This window comes from Viridibacillus sp. FSL H8-0110, assembly GCF_038003565.1.
Classification (GTDB): Bacteria; Bacillota; Bacilli; order Bacillales_A; family Planococcaceae; genus Viridibacillus; species Viridibacillus arenosi.
In genome coordinates this window covers 2,932,690-2,946,993 of sequence record NZ_JBBOPJ010000001.1, presented here as the reverse complement: position 1 = coordinate 2,946,993, position 14,304 = coordinate 2,932,690, and the positions used below count along the sequence as shown (strand labels likewise).

The window sequence follows — 14,304 nt, the reverse complement described above, 5'->3', positions numbered from 1 at the left end:
GCGTATATATTTAAGGTTGTGATGGGGGAAGAATATTAAAAAAGCTTGTTATTAGTTGGAGGATTTTCTTGTTGATTTGTCCTATTCTGTTGTTTGCGATTGGGAAGATTGATATGTTCGTTTGCTCTGCTTTATTTGTGGAATTATAATCTCTGTTGGTGGTGGATGGCTATTTAAGAAAAAGCTTAATTAATAACATAGTAGTGTTCTTATGCCTTCTTCTAATTTACCTCATGCGAAGCTACGGGAACAAGTAAAGCATTTTCATGTATTGTTTTATGTATTCTCGCAAATTCCTAAACCCCCCCTTTAAATCTCACTGTCCTTTTATTGAATAACATATAACCAATCTTGCTCACGTCTCCGTAAGTGTGCCAAAAAACTAAACAAAAATACTACGTACTCTTGCAAAGAATTTATTAGTGTAGGCTTTTAGTAATTACTGTACAATTAATATAAGAATATTCGGTTTTCGAATACTTTACTAAATGGAAGTATATTGAAAGGTGTGATGTTATATGAAAAATTCGCCAAACATTTTAGAGGTATATCAATTTTGAGTAAACGTATCACCCCTCTATAAACTACGTAAGCTCAATGAAGGAGCAAAATTTGGTTAAAGTATGCATTGGAAGCAATAAATTATTATTAGAGTTAAGAGAATATCATGATTTTAATTGGCTTAAAGCAGTAAAAGTATTTACTGTTTTTGATCAGCAGGATTCAGGAAACATTTGTTTTGGAATTATAGAAAATGACGAACGTTATTTCATTAAATATGCAGGTGCAAGAAATTTAGAATATACTGGAGATATAAAGTCAGCGATTAAACGCCTAAAAGAAGCAAAGAAAGTTTATCAACATATTGATCACCCCTTATTAATTCAATGCATAGGGACATTTCAGACAGAACAAGGTTACGGATTGAAATTTAAATGGGTAGAAGGAGAATGTATGCATAATCATTGGGATTTTACGCCTTTTGAAAAGTACAATTCTCCTGATTCTCCTTTTGTGAAATTAAGGAGTTTATCTTGAAAAGAACGTATTTCGATATTGAACCAAATATATGAATTTGCGGTTTTTGTAGAAGATAAAGGATATGTGATGGTTGATTTCTATGATGGTAGCATACTATATAATTTCAAAAATAATAAATTGCATATTTGCGACATTGATTTTTTTAAAAAAGCACCTGTCTTTAATGATATTGGTGAGGATTTTTGGGGTTCTAGTCGGTATAAAGCACCTGAAGAATATCGATTAAACGCTGAAATTACAAGTGCTACAAATGTATATACTTTAGCAGGTTTAGCATATGCGTTTATAGGAGGACGAAGTGATAAAAGTTTCGAAATGTGGGAGGCTTCAATAGATCTATATAATATTTGCTCAAAAGCATTAGAAAATAATCCCTCAGATCGTTTTGAAACGATTAGTGTGTTTTATCATCAATGGAGTAAAGCACTTTTAATATAGAAATGTAAATCAATGAGAATGAGAAAGGGGTACAATATGGAAGACAACATATTGATATCTAAGCTTATTCCACCAGAACCTGCAATACATTATATGAGACGAGCAAAGGTCATGAAAAAGTTAGCACGAAGTCATCATACAAAGCTTACTATTTTACATGGTGGAGCAGGTTTTGGTAAAAGTTCCGCATTGGCACAATTTTTAGCAGATCAATCCAATGCTTTCTCTTGGTATCAAGTGACAGAAGATGATGACGATGTTTTGCCATTTTTACGTCACTTGTTTTATAGTGTGCGGAAAGTATATCCTTCTTTTGGAGAAACAATGATTGGTTGGGATCAGCTTTCAATGTTTCCTAAAGTTGAAGAGTTAAATAAGCTTTTTACTATGTTTGTAAATGAGTTTTGCAAGATGAGAGAACCATTTTTTGTAATATTAGATGATTACTATTTAGTGGATCATATTTTTCATATTCATTACATCATGGAGAAACTGATATTACATTTACCACCAAATGTTCATCTAATTATTTCTTCAAGAACATATCCTTCTTGGGGGTGTATACGGAATTTAAGGTTAAATCATCAATTGGTTGAATGTGTAGAAGAAGATTTTGTCTTTTCTGCAGAAGAAATCCAGGTATTCTTTGAAGATTACTTTCAACATTATATAACAAAGGAACAAGTGGCCAAGATTCTCCGGACAACAGAAGGTTGGGCTATTGCTATTTTATTTCTCGCCACTCAATCTATTGATTTAGAGAAATCTATAGATAAATTACAGAATCTTTCGTCAAATGACTTTTTTACTTATTTATCGTATGAAGTATTTGAGGGGCTAAATGATTTCGAACAGGATGCAATTATGAAATTTAGCATTTTTGAAACATTTTCGTATGAATTAATAGAAGTATTCTACGGGGAGGTTTTTGAAGAGCAGCTTAAAATTCTAGTCAATAAACATGTTTTTATCCAGCCATTAAGTGGATACACAGAGTTTCGATATCATGTGTTATTTCAGCAATTTTTAGAATTGAAACTGATGGAACAGGATTTAGATACTTATCACTCGTTGCATTTAAAGGCTACAAAATATTTTACTCAACAAAGAAACCCTGTAAAAGCCGTTCATCATGCGATGAAAACAAAAAATGAAGATTTGATTGCATCTACTTTAGCTTATTTTGCAAATCAGTTTATAGAAGAAGGAAAATTCGATTGGTTTATCGAACGTATTCGTGAACTATCAGCTAGTACAATGGCAAACCATTTTCAACTTTATTATTATGAAGGTGAAAGTCAAAGATATCGTGCACAGTATGAAAAAGCAAAAAAAGCGTATGAAAAATGTATTATATGCGCAAAAGAATGCTTGTCTTATGATTATTTATTAAGAGCCAAGGCTGGGATTGCACATATCTATTTGGATACTATTCAACCGTCACTTGCTGAAACTTATTTACAAGAAGCACTTGAATTGGTGGAACAAGCGAAGTTAGAAGAAGATTATCTGCAATTTATACAAAAACAATATGCAGAAAATCTAGTGAACTTAGGCAAACCGTATGAAGCAGAAAAGTGGGTTTCGGATGTGGGTCTTTCTTCTCGTGTAGTTAGGCAAGGAAATTTGGATGCAAGAATATTATTAAGGCAAGGCAAACTTCAGGAAGCAAGAAGCTTATTAGAAAATCGTTTAGATTCATATAGTCTTATTTCAGATACTTATCGTGAGACCGATGTTTTATATTCATTTATTTTAATCTTATTAGGTGATTATGTAACAGCACTAGAATCAGCAAATAAAAGCATCTTGAAAAAGGAAAATGAACATGCACAGTACATTCTAGCAGTAGCCTATCTTCGTAAAGGACATACATTATTGGTTTTGAATCCGGCAGATATTGCTGAAGCGGAACAATATTATGAAAAGACCATCGAAATAATGGATAGTATGGATGTGAAACGTGCAAAAGCCGAGTCCTATATGGGACTAGCAATTGTAAAAAGTAGACAGCAACAACTTGAGCAAGCACTTTTCAATATAAAATTAGGGTTAAAAGAAACGGAAAAAGTGCATGATCATTGGGTTTCGGCTTTACTTTATGTAGCCTTATCAATAGTTTATGTGGAACATGCACATTACCTAGAGGCAAAAGAAGCTATTAAGAGCGCAGAAAGTAAGTTTAAAAACTCAAAAGATTATTTTGGACTGACAATTGTTAGCTTTTGGCGTGCTTATATCGCTTATATGCAAAATGATGAAGTTGAATTTACTTCAAATTTTGAATTATGTATGGCAACTATTGTAGAGAAAAAATATGATTTCTTTGTAAGAGACCAACATATCTTTGGTCCTCAACATAATTTAGTATGGTGGCAAATGATGCATCATTGGAATACATTAAAAAAATCAGCTGTTAAAACAAAACACTTTTATAAATTGATAGAAATAGATGCTGATATACCTGTACCAGCGCATATGTATACTATTCAGCTATTTGGAGCTATAACTCTATATCGCGATGGTGAAGTAATAGTAGAAAAAGAGTGGCAACGAGAAAAGGCAAAGGAATTATTCATTTACCTATATCTAAATCGTACGAGATTTGTTTCCAAAGAAGAAATAATTAATGTACTATGGCCAAAAGCTACTGAGGAAACGATGACAAGAGATTTCAAAGTTGCCTATAATGCATTATTAAAAGTGCTAGAACCAAATCGTCTTCCCAGAATAGAAAGTGCATACGTTGTTCGAAAGCAATCAATGTACAAGCTCATTACACAGCAGTGTATGAAAAGTGATTTATATTTTTTCAGACAATTTATATCTTTGGGCATGCAACAGAAAAATCCTAATCTTTCGAATGAATGGCTTTTAAGAGGAATCCGAATATACACAGGTGATTTTATCGCGGATAAGAAACAATCAGAATGGCTTCAAGATATACGAGAAGAATTGAAATATATTTATATGGAAGGAATTGAACGCTTAGCACAGAATTATGTCCGATTAAAAGAATTTAGCAAAACAGTGTATTGGGCAGAGCACTTGTTGAAGCAAGATAATACTTGGGAAGAAGGATATCGCCTAATCATGTATGGATATTTTCAACTTCAAAATCGTACTCAGGCTGTCAGATGGTTTGAAAAATGTGAACAAGTATTAAAAGACGAATTGAATATTGAACCAATGGAAACAACCATACAGATGTATGAGATGATTTTAAAATGACCTTATGTGAAAACGGAGGGCACTGAAAAACTTACGTTTTTAAAATGTAATGTTCTTCAATAGTAAACACCGGCACTTTTTGTTCGATTTTGAACAGAAAGCCGGTGTTTTTTTGGTATTTCCTTATTCTTCATTTAATAGCTTCCAGATACGTTTCAAATTCACTGCAAATATTGTTGTAGCTCCTTGGACTTCCAGGCCAAATAAACCCGCCGATTTTGCCGTATTGTAGACATGCGGATTTTAACTCACTATTCTTCGCTTCAATTTTATAGCGCTTTTTTGCTAAGTCTTTGAATCTTTCGGTTTCTTGAAAAGCTGCTTGCTCTTCATGTTCGGTTGATTTTATGGAAACTGATTCCGTTTGCTTTTGGCACCGTCTTTATAACAGCCATCTTGTAATGGACAAACCTTACATTTTTTTATGTCAAAGTAATACGTTTGTGTTTGATTTTTACCTACGTCTTTTTTATTCGTTCTCGCTTTTCGAAGCTCCATAAGCTAGTTGATTGGAGTGCATGCCCTCTGTGAAAACGTAGGGTCCTTTTTCTTTGTAACTAATTTGTAACTAGGATTAGTTATGATACTTCTACAGCAAGATGAAAGCGCTTTAAAAAATAAGAGGGAGGTATTTAAATGAAAAAATGGTTGGCGATTCTATTAGTAGCAGTAACGCTTTTACTCGCTGCATGTGGAAGTGACAAGAAAACAAGTGGATCCTCTTCGGAAAAGGGTGAAAAAGAAGGAGGGACAATTAAAGTTGGTGTATTGGCCTCTTTATCTGGTGCATTAGAGTCTTATGGAAAACAAACAAAACAAGGCTTTGAACTAGGGCTAGATTATGCAACAAATGGCAAGATGGAAGTTGCAGGTAAGAAAATTGAAGTTGTTTGGGAGGATACTGAAACTAAACCAGAAGTAGCAGTGCAAAAAGCAACAAAGTTATTAGAAGATGATGGGGTAGATTTCTTAGTAGGTTCATCTAGTTCTGGAGATACATTAGCTGTCTTACCACTAGCTGAAGAATACGAGAAAATTATGATTGTAGAACCAGCTGTTGCAGATAGTATTACTGGCGCTGAGTTCAACCCATTTATCTTCCGTACAGCAAGAAATTCTTCTCAAGACGCTTATGCAGCAGCAGCGGCGATTGCTAAAAAAGGAACAAAAATTGCAACATTTGCACCGGATTATTCTTTCGGTTGGGATGGAGTTAAGGCTTTTAAAGCAGCAGCAGAAAAGTTAGGAGCAGAAGTTGTTTTAGAAGAATATGCTGATCCAGCTGCAACAGATTTCACATCTAACTTACAGAAAGTTGTGAAGGCAAAACCTGAATATCTATTTGTTGTATGGGCTGGTACAAATTCACCTTGGAATCAAATTGCAGATCTTAAGTTAACAGAAAAAGGTATAAAAATTTCGACAGGTGCACCTGACATTACCGCTCTTCAATTGATGAAGCCCCTTGTAGGCATGGAAGGATTCTCAGTATATTATCATACATTACCAAAAAACAAAGTGAATGATTGGTTAGTAGAAGAGCATAAAAAACGTTTTAACAATGAAGTGCCAGACTTATTTACACCAGGTGGATTTTCATCTGCTGTATCTATTGTTGAGGCGTTAAAAAAATCAGATGGTAATGCAGATGGTAATACGCTTATTCCATTAATGGAAGGTATGTCTTTTGAGACACCGAAAGGAAAAATGACGTTCCGTAAAGAGGATCACCAAGCATTACAGCCTATGTATTCTATTAAACTTGAAGAACAAAAAGGTGTTGACTACCCTGTTCCGGTATTAATTCGTGAACTAACACCTGACGAAACAGCTCCGCCAATTCAAAATAAAAAATAAATATACGAGAGTTCAGACCATAAATTTGGCCTGGCTCTCTTAAAAACTTTTTACATAAGAAGTTTTTAAGAGAGCTAGACTTAGGAGGAATGAGGATGGAACCTATCATTAGGACAGAAAATTTAAGTATTCAATTTGGGGGGCATCGTGCAGTTGATGGCGTGAATTTTCAAATGCAGGCAAAGCATTTCAAATCAATTATTGGTCCAAATGGTGCAGGAAAGACTACTTTTTTCAACCTACTAAGTGGTGAATTGAAACCAACAGAGGGAGAAATTTTTTTGAAAGGGGAATCGTTAGCAGATGATTCGTCTATCGAACGTACACGAAAAGGACTTGGTCGCTCTTTTCAAATCACAAATGTCTTTCCAAATCTTACAGTCTTGGAGAATGTTAGACTTGCAGTGCAATCTCGTGAAAAGGTAAGGTTTAATTTTTATAAACACTATTTGCAGTATAAATCGATTACCAACGAAGCAGTAGAAATATTGGGTCAAGTATTGCTTGATAACAAAGTGAATGCAGTTGCAAGTCAACTATCTCATGGTGAAAAACGTAAACTAGAAATTGCAATGTTACTAGCTCTAAATACTGAAATTTTACTATTGGATGAACCAACTGCTGGTATGTCTTTAGAAGAAGTACCGGCTATCTTAGAGGTAATACGTTCAATAAAAGAACAAGGAGACAAAACCATACTGCTCATTGAGCATAAGATGGATATGATTTTAGATCTTTCAGATTCAATCATGGTGCTCTTTAATGGGAAGCTTTTAGCAGATGGAACGCCTTCAGAAATTATGGACAATGAAACTGTACAAAACGCGTATTTAGGAGGGCTATATGATGAACAGCTTATTAAACCTTGATCAGCTTCAAACACATATTGGACAATATCATATTTTACAAGGGATTCAATTTGAAGCAATAGAAGGGAAAGTATCGGTATTGCTTGGTAGAAATGGAGCGGGTAAAACAACTACTTTAAAAACCATAATGGGTTTGACACCTGCTTCCCACGGAAAAGTTATTTATGATGGGCAAGACATTACAAAACGAAAGCCTTATGATATTGCCAATCTAGGTATTGGTTATGTTCCAGAAGATCAAGGTATTTTTAAGGACTTAACAGTGGAAGAAAATATGAAAGTTGCAATCCGTAAAGAGACAGATGAAGTATATGAAAAACAGGCATATATATTAGAGTTATTTCCCGATTTGAAAAAGTTTTGGAAAAAGGCTGGGGGGCATTTATCTGGGGGGCAGAAGCAAATGCTGTCTATGGCAAGAGCATTTGTAAATGACAGTAAACTCTTATTGATAGATGAGCCTTCAAAGGGATTAGCTCCAATCGTTGTAGAAAAAGTAATGGAAGCTATTACAGAAATGAAAAAGAAAACAACGATTATTCTTGTTGAACAAAATTTTATTATGGCCAGTCGGATTGGTGATACCTATACATTAATAGATGATGGAAAAACTGTTCATTCAGGATCTATGGCTGAATTGATTGGAGATGAAGAATTGAAACGGAAATACTTAGGAATTGGTTAGGGGGAATCGAGTATGGATTTATTTATCAGTTTATTTATAAATGGTTTAGCCACAGGTATGTTGATTTTTTTATTAGCGGCTGGATTGACACTTATTTTCGGATTAATGGACGTCTTGAACTTTGCCCATGGGGGACTTTTTGTTTGGGGAGCTTATTCTGGAATCTTCGTTTATACATGGTCAGGCAGTTTTATAGTCGGAATACTAGGTGCGATTGTAACAGGGTTTGTCCTAGGGTGGATCACGGAAAAATTAATCATCACACCCGTATATGGCAATCATGTACAACAAATTTTAATAACGCTTGGATTTATGTTAGTACTATCAGAATGTATTAAGGTTGTTTTTGGACCTAATAGTATTCCTGTAGATGTACCTTCATATTTAGCAGGTAGCTGGGAAATCGGTGAAGTAATTGTGATTAAATATCGTATTTTTATTATCGTTATTGGGCTTATTATTTTCGGAATATTTCAATATGTATTAAAGAAAACAAAAATCGGTTTAATCGTACGTGCTGGTGTGATGGATAAAGAAATGGTGCAAGTATTGGGTATTAATATTAAACGTGTTTTTTTATTCGTTTTCATGACCGGTTCAGCAATGGCAGCATTCGGCGGAATGCTTATGGCTCCGTACTCGGGCGTAATATACGCAGAGATGGGAATGGAATATGCCATTTTAGGATTTATCGTAGTAGTAATAGGTGGGATGGGAAGTTTCTCTGGTTCATTAATGGCAGCAATTTTAGTGGGGCTTGCGGGTAGTTTCATGGCGTACTATGTTCCATATTTATCATTAGCGGTCAATATGATTTTGATGGCTATTGTATTAATCTTCCGTCCACAAGGCTTATTCACAAATGCGAAGGAGGGCTAAAAATGAGACATGAAAAATACTTTTCTCTTAAAAATTTGACATTTTTGATAATTATAATAGCACTCATTTTCTTTCCCTATGTTGCAGATTCTAGAACGTTAACGATACTAATGACCCAAATATTTATTTTCAGTATATTAGCCATGAGTTATGATATTTTACTCGGTTATACAGGAATTGTGTCGTTTGGGCATGCTATGTTTTTTGGAATAGGCGCATATACAACGGCCATTTTACTTAGTACTTATAACAATACTATGATGATTTTCCTCATTTCGATTATTGTAGGTATGATTTTTGCTGGTATTGTTAGTTTCCTAGTTGGGCTCCTGACACTGCGTTTAAAGAGCCATTTCTTTGCCATGTTGACATTGGCGATTTCAGGTTTGTTTTTAGTTGTAGCGGAGAAATGGCGTACTGTTACAAAAGGGAATGACGGCTTTACTTTCAGAGCTCCGGATGTATTCAGAGATCGTGTTATCTTTTATTTCTTCGTCTTAGTCTGTCTTGTTGTCGTATTCCTTGTACTTAGACGATTTGTAAATTCTCCATTAGGAAAAGTACTAATTGCAGTTCGTGAAAACGAACAAAGGACACGATCACTAGGATTTAGAACATTACACTATAAGGTAACGGCTTCAGTTGTAGCTGGTGTTCTTGCTAGTCTGTCAGGATCACTCTATGCAATATCTCTCCGCTTCGTCAATACAAGTGTAATGTCAATGGATATAACATTAGATGCATTGTTAATGACGATAATTGGTGGTGTTGGCACACTTATCGGGCCAATTGTTGGCAGTCTAGTGATTGAAACTGCTCAACATTATCTATCAGGTTTAGCTAATGACTACCCAATTTTTGAACGCTGGATTATCTTCTTTGGGATGCTCTATATTTTAGCAGTCATCTTCTTCCCAAAAGGCATTGTTGGTACTGTATATGTGAAATATTTGACTTGGAAATCGAAGAAAGCCAAACCCCAACTGCCTACGCAATCTGTACCTTTGGTCAAGGATAAGGAGCGATTTGAATGAATATAGGGATTGTAAGTACCGGAATCTATTTACCTAAAAATCGTATGACCTTTGAAGAGATTAGTCAAAAATCGAATATTCCAGTTGATATTGTTAAAACAAAATTGGGGATTATTGAAAAGACGATTGCTGGACACGAAGATCATACAGTGCAAATGGCAGTTTGGGCTGCCAAAAGAGCCTTAGAAAAGACAAATTTATCCCCTCGAGATATTGATGTCATTATTTATATCGGTGAGGAGCATAAAGAATATCCACTGTGGACAGCAGCTATTAAAATCCAAGAAGAAATTGGTGCTTTAAATGCATGGTCATTTGATGTACAGCTTCGATGTGGAACGACGATAATGGCGATGAAAGTTGCAAAAAGCTTAATGCTAGCTAATGAAGATGTTCGTACTATCTTACTTGCAGGAGGATATAGAAATCATGATTTCATCGATTATACAAATGATCGAACACGGTTCATGTATAACTTAGGCGCTGGTGGAGGAGCTATGATTCTACAAAAAGATGTGAAAGAAAATATCGTTCTTGAAAGTGATTTGATAACGGACGGATCTTTTTCAGAAGATGTAGTTGTACCGGTTGGTGGAACAAAAAAACCATTGACCCCTGAATTACTACAAGCAGGTGCATATAAATTAGATGTGCTAGATCCTGAAGGCATGAAGACACGTCTTGAGCAAAAGTCATTGAGTAACTTTTTAAAGGTAATCCGCCAATCTTTATCGAAGAGTGGATATGACGAATCTCAATTGGATTATATTGCTATGCTTCATATGAAAAAGTCAGCACATGATTATGTACTTCATTCACTAGGGCTAGACGAATCACAGTCAATTTATTTATCACATTACGGACATATTGGTCAGATTGATCAAATTTTATCATTAGAGTTAGCTTTAGAAAAAGGGATAATAAAAAACGGAGATATTATCACGCTTGTTAGCGCAGGTATTGGTTATGCATGGGGGGCAGTAACAATTCAATGGGGAACTCATGAGGAGGAGATTGTATGACATTGCAACAAGACGTATTAAAAAAAGTGCTGTTATCTAACGGAGAAACGATAGCTTATCGTGAAAGAGCTGGTGGAGATGAGCTTATAATTCTTGTTCACGGCAATATGACATCTTCAAAACATTGGGATGTACTAATGGAAGAACTTGATGGACGATTTACAATTCTATCACCAGATTTAAGAGGATTCGGTCAATCATCTTATAATAAACGAGTGTCACATATTCGTGACTTTAGCGAAGACTTAAATCTATGGGTAGATGCTCTCGGGTTAAAAGATTTTACTTTAGTAGGTTGGTCTACTGGGGGGGCTGTTGCAATGCAATTTTGTGCAGATTATCTCGGATTATGTAATAAATTAGTCCTACTTGCTTCCGCTTCAACAAGAGGTTATGCATTTTATGCGTCGAATCCGGATGGTTCACCTAATCTATTAAAGAGATTACTTACTCTAGAAGAAGTTGAAAAAGATTCTGTAAAAACTGTACCTATGCAAAATTTATATGATAGTGGGAATCGTGAGGGATTAAAAGCAGTTTGGAATGCGCTTATTTATACGCATAAGCAACCATCAGAACTGCAGTATGAAGCCTATATAGATGATATGTTGACACAGCGTAATCTTGCAGATGTATATCATGTGTTAAATACGTTCAATATTAGTTCTAAGAAGAATGAAGTAAGTCATGGACAAAACGAAGTAGCGAAAATCCAAATACCTACACTAATTATTTATGGTGATCGTGATTACGTAGTACCTGAGACTATGACAAAAGAGATAATAGAAGATTTTGAGGGACGTGCAAAAGTAGTAAAACTGAACGACAGTGGTCATTCACCATTAATAGATGATTTAACACAACTAGTTAATCAGATTGAACTATTTATATAATGGAGGAATTGGAATGAGATTACAAAATAAAGTGGCAATGATTACGGGTGGAGCTAGTGGAATTGGTTTAGCAGCAGTAAAACGATTTGCAGAAGAAGGAGCAATAGTTATTATTGCGGATTACAACGAAGAAGCCGGATATAAAGTTGAAGCCAAATACCTTGAAAATGACTATGATGTAGCTTTCTATCCTATCAATGTAACTAAACGTGAGAGTGTCAATAATGTAATTGCAAAAGTGATTAACAAATATAATAAGATTGATATTTTAGTAAATAATGCGGGTATTACAAATGATGCAATGCTTTCAAAAATGACGGAAGAACAGTTTGATCAAGTAATCGATGTAAATTTAAAAGGTGTTTTCAATTGTACTCAAGCAGTTACGCCATCTATGGTAGCACAAGGCTATGGGAAAATTATTAACACATCATCGGTCAGCGGTGTCTACGGCAATGTTGGTCAAACAAATTATGCAGCTACAAAAGCAGCTATTGTTGGGATGACTAAAACTTGGGCAAAAGAACTAGGTAGAAAAGGAATTAATGTCAATGCAGTTGCACCAGGTTTTACTAGAACACCAATGGTTGAAAAAATGCCATCTAAAGTATTAGAGAAAATGGAATCCATCGTTTCTTTACAACGTTTAGCGGCTCCAAAAGATATTGCCAATGCTTACCTATTTTTAGCTTCAGAAGAAGCAAGCTATATTACAGGCCATGTATTACAGGTTGATGGTGGAATTATGATGTAAGGGGGAGAAGTTATGCATAGTGAGCAATCATGGATATTAAAAAGAGCTGCCATTACCCCCAAAAAAACATCGTTGATTGATATTGCTACTAACAGAAGCTGGTCCTATAAACAATTGGGCTATGAAGTGAAAAAGTGGGTTATGTTTCTAAAAAACTGCAGTCTACAAAAAGGTGATCGGGTCGCCGTGATTGCGGAAAATAGAATTGATCTATTTGCCGTTCTTTTTGCATGTGCCATCGGTGGTTACATCTATGTTCCCTTAAACTGGAGATTAAGTCATTCAGAACTTGACTATATTCTTGACGATTGTACACCAGCCTTAATACTATATGAAGATCAATTTATGAAGCTTATTGCTAATAACCCACATATGAAAGCATACCCAATTACAATAGAGATTTTAGCAGAGCACTTCGATGTACCAACAAATAATTGGAATTCGAAAGACGCATGGTTAATGATATATACTGGTGGGACAACTGGAAAGCCAAAGGGTGTAATCTTATCATATGATGCGGTAAATTGGAATGCCTTCAATACTATTATTAGTTGGAATATTAGTAGTGATGATTGCACATTAAATTATATGCCATTATTTCATACGGGAGGCTTGAATGCATTATCAATTCCGATATTAATGGCTGGAGGTACAGTTGTAATAGGAAATAAATTCAATCCTCAAGAAGCAATCCAGTCATTGAATACTTACAGCACAACAATTTCGTTATTTGTCCCGACAATGTATCAATCTATGATTGATACAGAAGAATTCAAGAAAACAAGTTTTCCTAGTATAAAAGTATTTTTATCAGGTGGAGCTCCATGTCCCATCACTGTGCATAAAACCTTCTTACAAAAGGGAGTACCATTTAAAGAGGGTTATGGATTAACCGAAGCTGGTCCCAATAATTTTGTTATTCAACCAGAGGAGGCCGCAATAAAACTAGGATCTGTTGGAAAGTGTATGCAATTTAATGAAGTTAAAATTCAAGCTCCGAATGGTAGAGAATGCGGACGTGATGAAGTAGGAGAACTATATATTAAAGGAAAGCATATGTTCAGCGAATATTGGAAGAATCCACAAGAGACAGCTAAAACTATTATTAATGGATGGCTTCGTACTGGTGATTTAGCGAAGATGGATCTGGACGGAGATATTTATATCGTAGGACGAGTAAAAGAAATGATTATTTCAGGGGGGGAAAATGTCTATCCTCAAGAGGTGGAACAATGTATTATTACTCATCCAAAGGTGAAAGAGGTCGCAGTTATAGGAATTGCTGATTGTCACTGGGGTGAAATCGTTACGGCTTTTATCGTATCTGATGATGCATTTAATAATGTTAAAGAAATTCAAGACCTTTGTAGAAGTCATCTAGGTAGTTATAAAATCCCTCGGAATATTTATTTTATCCCTGAACTACCAAAAACACATGTAGGGAAAATTGATAAAAAGAAACTTCAAACGATTCAAATGTAAACGGTCTGTTGGGTTATTAACGGGTTCGGAATTGAGGAGCAAAAATGTAAATAACCATTAAAAAAGGGGTGCAATTAGCACCTCTTTATCATCTATTTTAGGGATTAAATTAGACCTAA

At 35.1% G+C, this 14,304-nt stretch carries 12 protein-coding genes and 1 pseudogene; 12 read left to right on the top strand and 1 reads right to left on the bottom strand.

Features of this window, described 5'->3' with window-relative positions:
• Positions 1-612 precede the first annotated feature (612 nt).
• The 3 genes from MHH98_RS14760 to MHH98_RS14750 are packed head-to-tail and all read left to right on the top strand — an operon-like array spanning position 613 to position 4,710.
• Positions 613-1,038: a hypothetical protein gene (locus MHH98_RS14760; RefSeq protein WP_340713151.1), complete on the top strand. Its 426-nt coding sequence runs from the start codon at positions 613-615 to the stop codon at positions 1,036-1,038.
• A gap of 18 nt (positions 1,039-1,056) precedes the next feature.
• On the top strand, positions 1,057-1,479 hold the full coding sequence (locus tag MHH98_RS14755) for a hypothetical protein (protein ID WP_246832413.1): 423 nt from the start codon (positions 1,057-1,059) through the stop codon (positions 1,477-1,479).
• A gap of 36 nt (positions 1,480-1,515) precedes the next feature.
• On the top strand, positions 1,516-4,710 hold the full coding sequence (locus MHH98_RS14750) for a BTAD domain-containing putative transcriptional regulator (RefSeq protein WP_076065132.1): 3,195 nt from the start codon (positions 1,516-1,518) through the stop codon (positions 4,708-4,710).
• Positions 4,711-4,833: 123 nt separating this feature from the next.
• Here the strand turns inward: MHH98_RS14750 and MHH98_RS14745 are convergent.
• Positions 4,834-5,208, bottom strand: a pseudogene (locus tag MHH98_RS14745) (transposase); the annotation flags it as partial.
• 138 nt (positions 5,209-5,346) lie between these two features.
• Here MHH98_RS14745 and MHH98_RS14740 point away from each other — a divergent pair.
• The 9 genes from MHH98_RS14740 (at position 5,347) to MHH98_RS14700 (ending at position 14,185) form a co-directional block, all read left to right on the top strand.
• The gene (locus MHH98_RS14740; protein ID WP_076065131.1) at positions 5,347-6,567 is read left to right on the top strand and encodes a substrate-binding domain-containing protein; all 1,221 of its coding nucleotides are present in this window, start codon (positions 5,347-5,349) and stop codon (positions 6,565-6,567) included.
• 95 nt (positions 6,568-6,662) lie between these two features.
• Positions 6,663-7,436 (top strand): ABC transporter ATP-binding protein, encoded by a 774-nt coding sequence (locus MHH98_RS14735; protein ID WP_038190185.1) that lies wholly within the window; start codon positions 6,663-6,665, stop codon positions 7,434-7,436.
• Complete coding sequence (locus MHH98_RS14730) at positions 7,414-8,121, top strand: ABC transporter ATP-binding protein (RefSeq protein ID WP_076065130.1); 708 nt, start codon at positions 7,414-7,416, stop codon at positions 8,119-8,121. The genes MHH98_RS14735 and MHH98_RS14730 overlap by 23 nt, the downstream gene beginning before the upstream one ends.
• A 12-nt stretch (positions 8,122-8,133) precedes the next feature.
• Positions 8,134-9,000 carry a branched-chain amino acid ABC transporter permease gene (locus MHH98_RS14725; RefSeq protein ID WP_038190178.1) on the top strand — a complete coding sequence of 289 codons (867 nt, stop codon included), beginning with the start codon at positions 8,134-8,136 and terminating at the stop codon, positions 8,998-9,000.
• Positions 9,001-9,002: 2 nt separating this feature from the next.
• On the top strand, positions 9,003-10,034 hold the full coding sequence (locus tag MHH98_RS14720) for a branched-chain amino acid ABC transporter permease (RefSeq protein ID WP_340713149.1): 1,032 nt from the start codon (positions 9,003-9,005) through the stop codon (positions 10,032-10,034).
• Positions 10,031-11,056 (top strand): 3-oxoacyl-ACP synthase, encoded by a 1,026-nt coding sequence (locus tag MHH98_RS14715; protein ID WP_053417072.1) that lies wholly within the window; start codon positions 10,031-10,033, stop codon positions 11,054-11,056. Before MHH98_RS14720 ends, MHH98_RS14715 begins: the two co-directional genes overlap by 4 nt.
• Positions 11,053-11,949, top strand: coding sequence for an intracellular short-chain-length polyhydroxyalkanoate depolymerase (gene phaZ / locus MHH98_RS14710; RefSeq protein WP_076065128.1), 897 nt, complete (start codon positions 11,053-11,055; stop codon positions 11,947-11,949). Before MHH98_RS14715 ends, phaZ begins: the two co-directional genes overlap by 4 nt.
• Positions 11,950-11,962: 13 nt before the next feature.
• Positions 11,963-12,703, top strand: coding sequence for a 3-oxoacyl-ACP reductase FabG (fabG, locus tag MHH98_RS14705; protein WP_340713146.1), 741 nt, complete (start codon positions 11,963-11,965; stop codon positions 12,701-12,703).
• Positions 12,704-12,715: 12 nt separating this feature from the next.
• On the top strand, positions 12,716-14,185 hold the full coding sequence (locus tag MHH98_RS14700) for a class I adenylate-forming enzyme family protein (protein WP_340713145.1): 1,470 nt from the start codon (positions 12,716-12,718) through the stop codon (positions 14,183-14,185).
• Positions 14,186-14,304 lie beyond the last annotated feature (119 nt).

Bases quoted from the DNA above. Each gene is read 5' to 3' on its own strand.
- MHH98_RS14750 (WP_076065132.1), top strand. From the start codon at position 1,516: ATGGAAGACAACATATTGATATCTAAGCTTATTCCACCAGAACCTGCA.
- MHH98_RS14740 (WP_076065131.1), top strand. From the start codon at position 5,347: ATGAAAAAATGGTTGGCGATTCTATTAGTAGCAGTAACGCTTTTACTC.
- MHH98_RS14735 (WP_038190185.1), top strand. From the start codon at position 6,663: ATGGAACCTATCATTAGGACAGAAAATTTAAGTATTCAATTTGGGGGG.
- MHH98_RS14730 (WP_076065130.1), top strand. From the start codon at position 7,414: ATGAACAGCTTATTAAACCTTGATCAGCTTCAAACACATATTGGACAA.
- MHH98_RS14725 (WP_038190178.1), top strand. From the start codon at position 8,134: ATGGATTTATTTATCAGTTTATTTATAAATGGTTTAGCCACAGGTATG.
- MHH98_RS14720 (WP_340713149.1), top strand. From the start codon at position 9,003: ATGAGACATGAAAAATACTTTTCTCTTAAAAATTTGACATTTTTGATA.
- MHH98_RS14715 (WP_053417072.1), top strand. From the start codon at position 10,031: ATGAATATAGGGATTGTAAGTACCGGAATCTATTTACCTAAAAATCGT.
- phaZ (WP_076065128.1), top strand. From the start codon at position 11,053: ATGACATTGCAACAAGACGTATTAAAAAAAGTGCTGTTATCTAACGGA.
- fabG (WP_340713146.1), top strand. From the start codon at position 11,963: ATGAGATTACAAAATAAAGTGGCAATGATTACGGGTGGAGCTAGTGGA.
- MHH98_RS14700 (WP_340713145.1), top strand. From the start codon at position 12,716: ATGCATAGTGAGCAATCATGGATATTAAAAAGAGCTGCCATTACCCCC.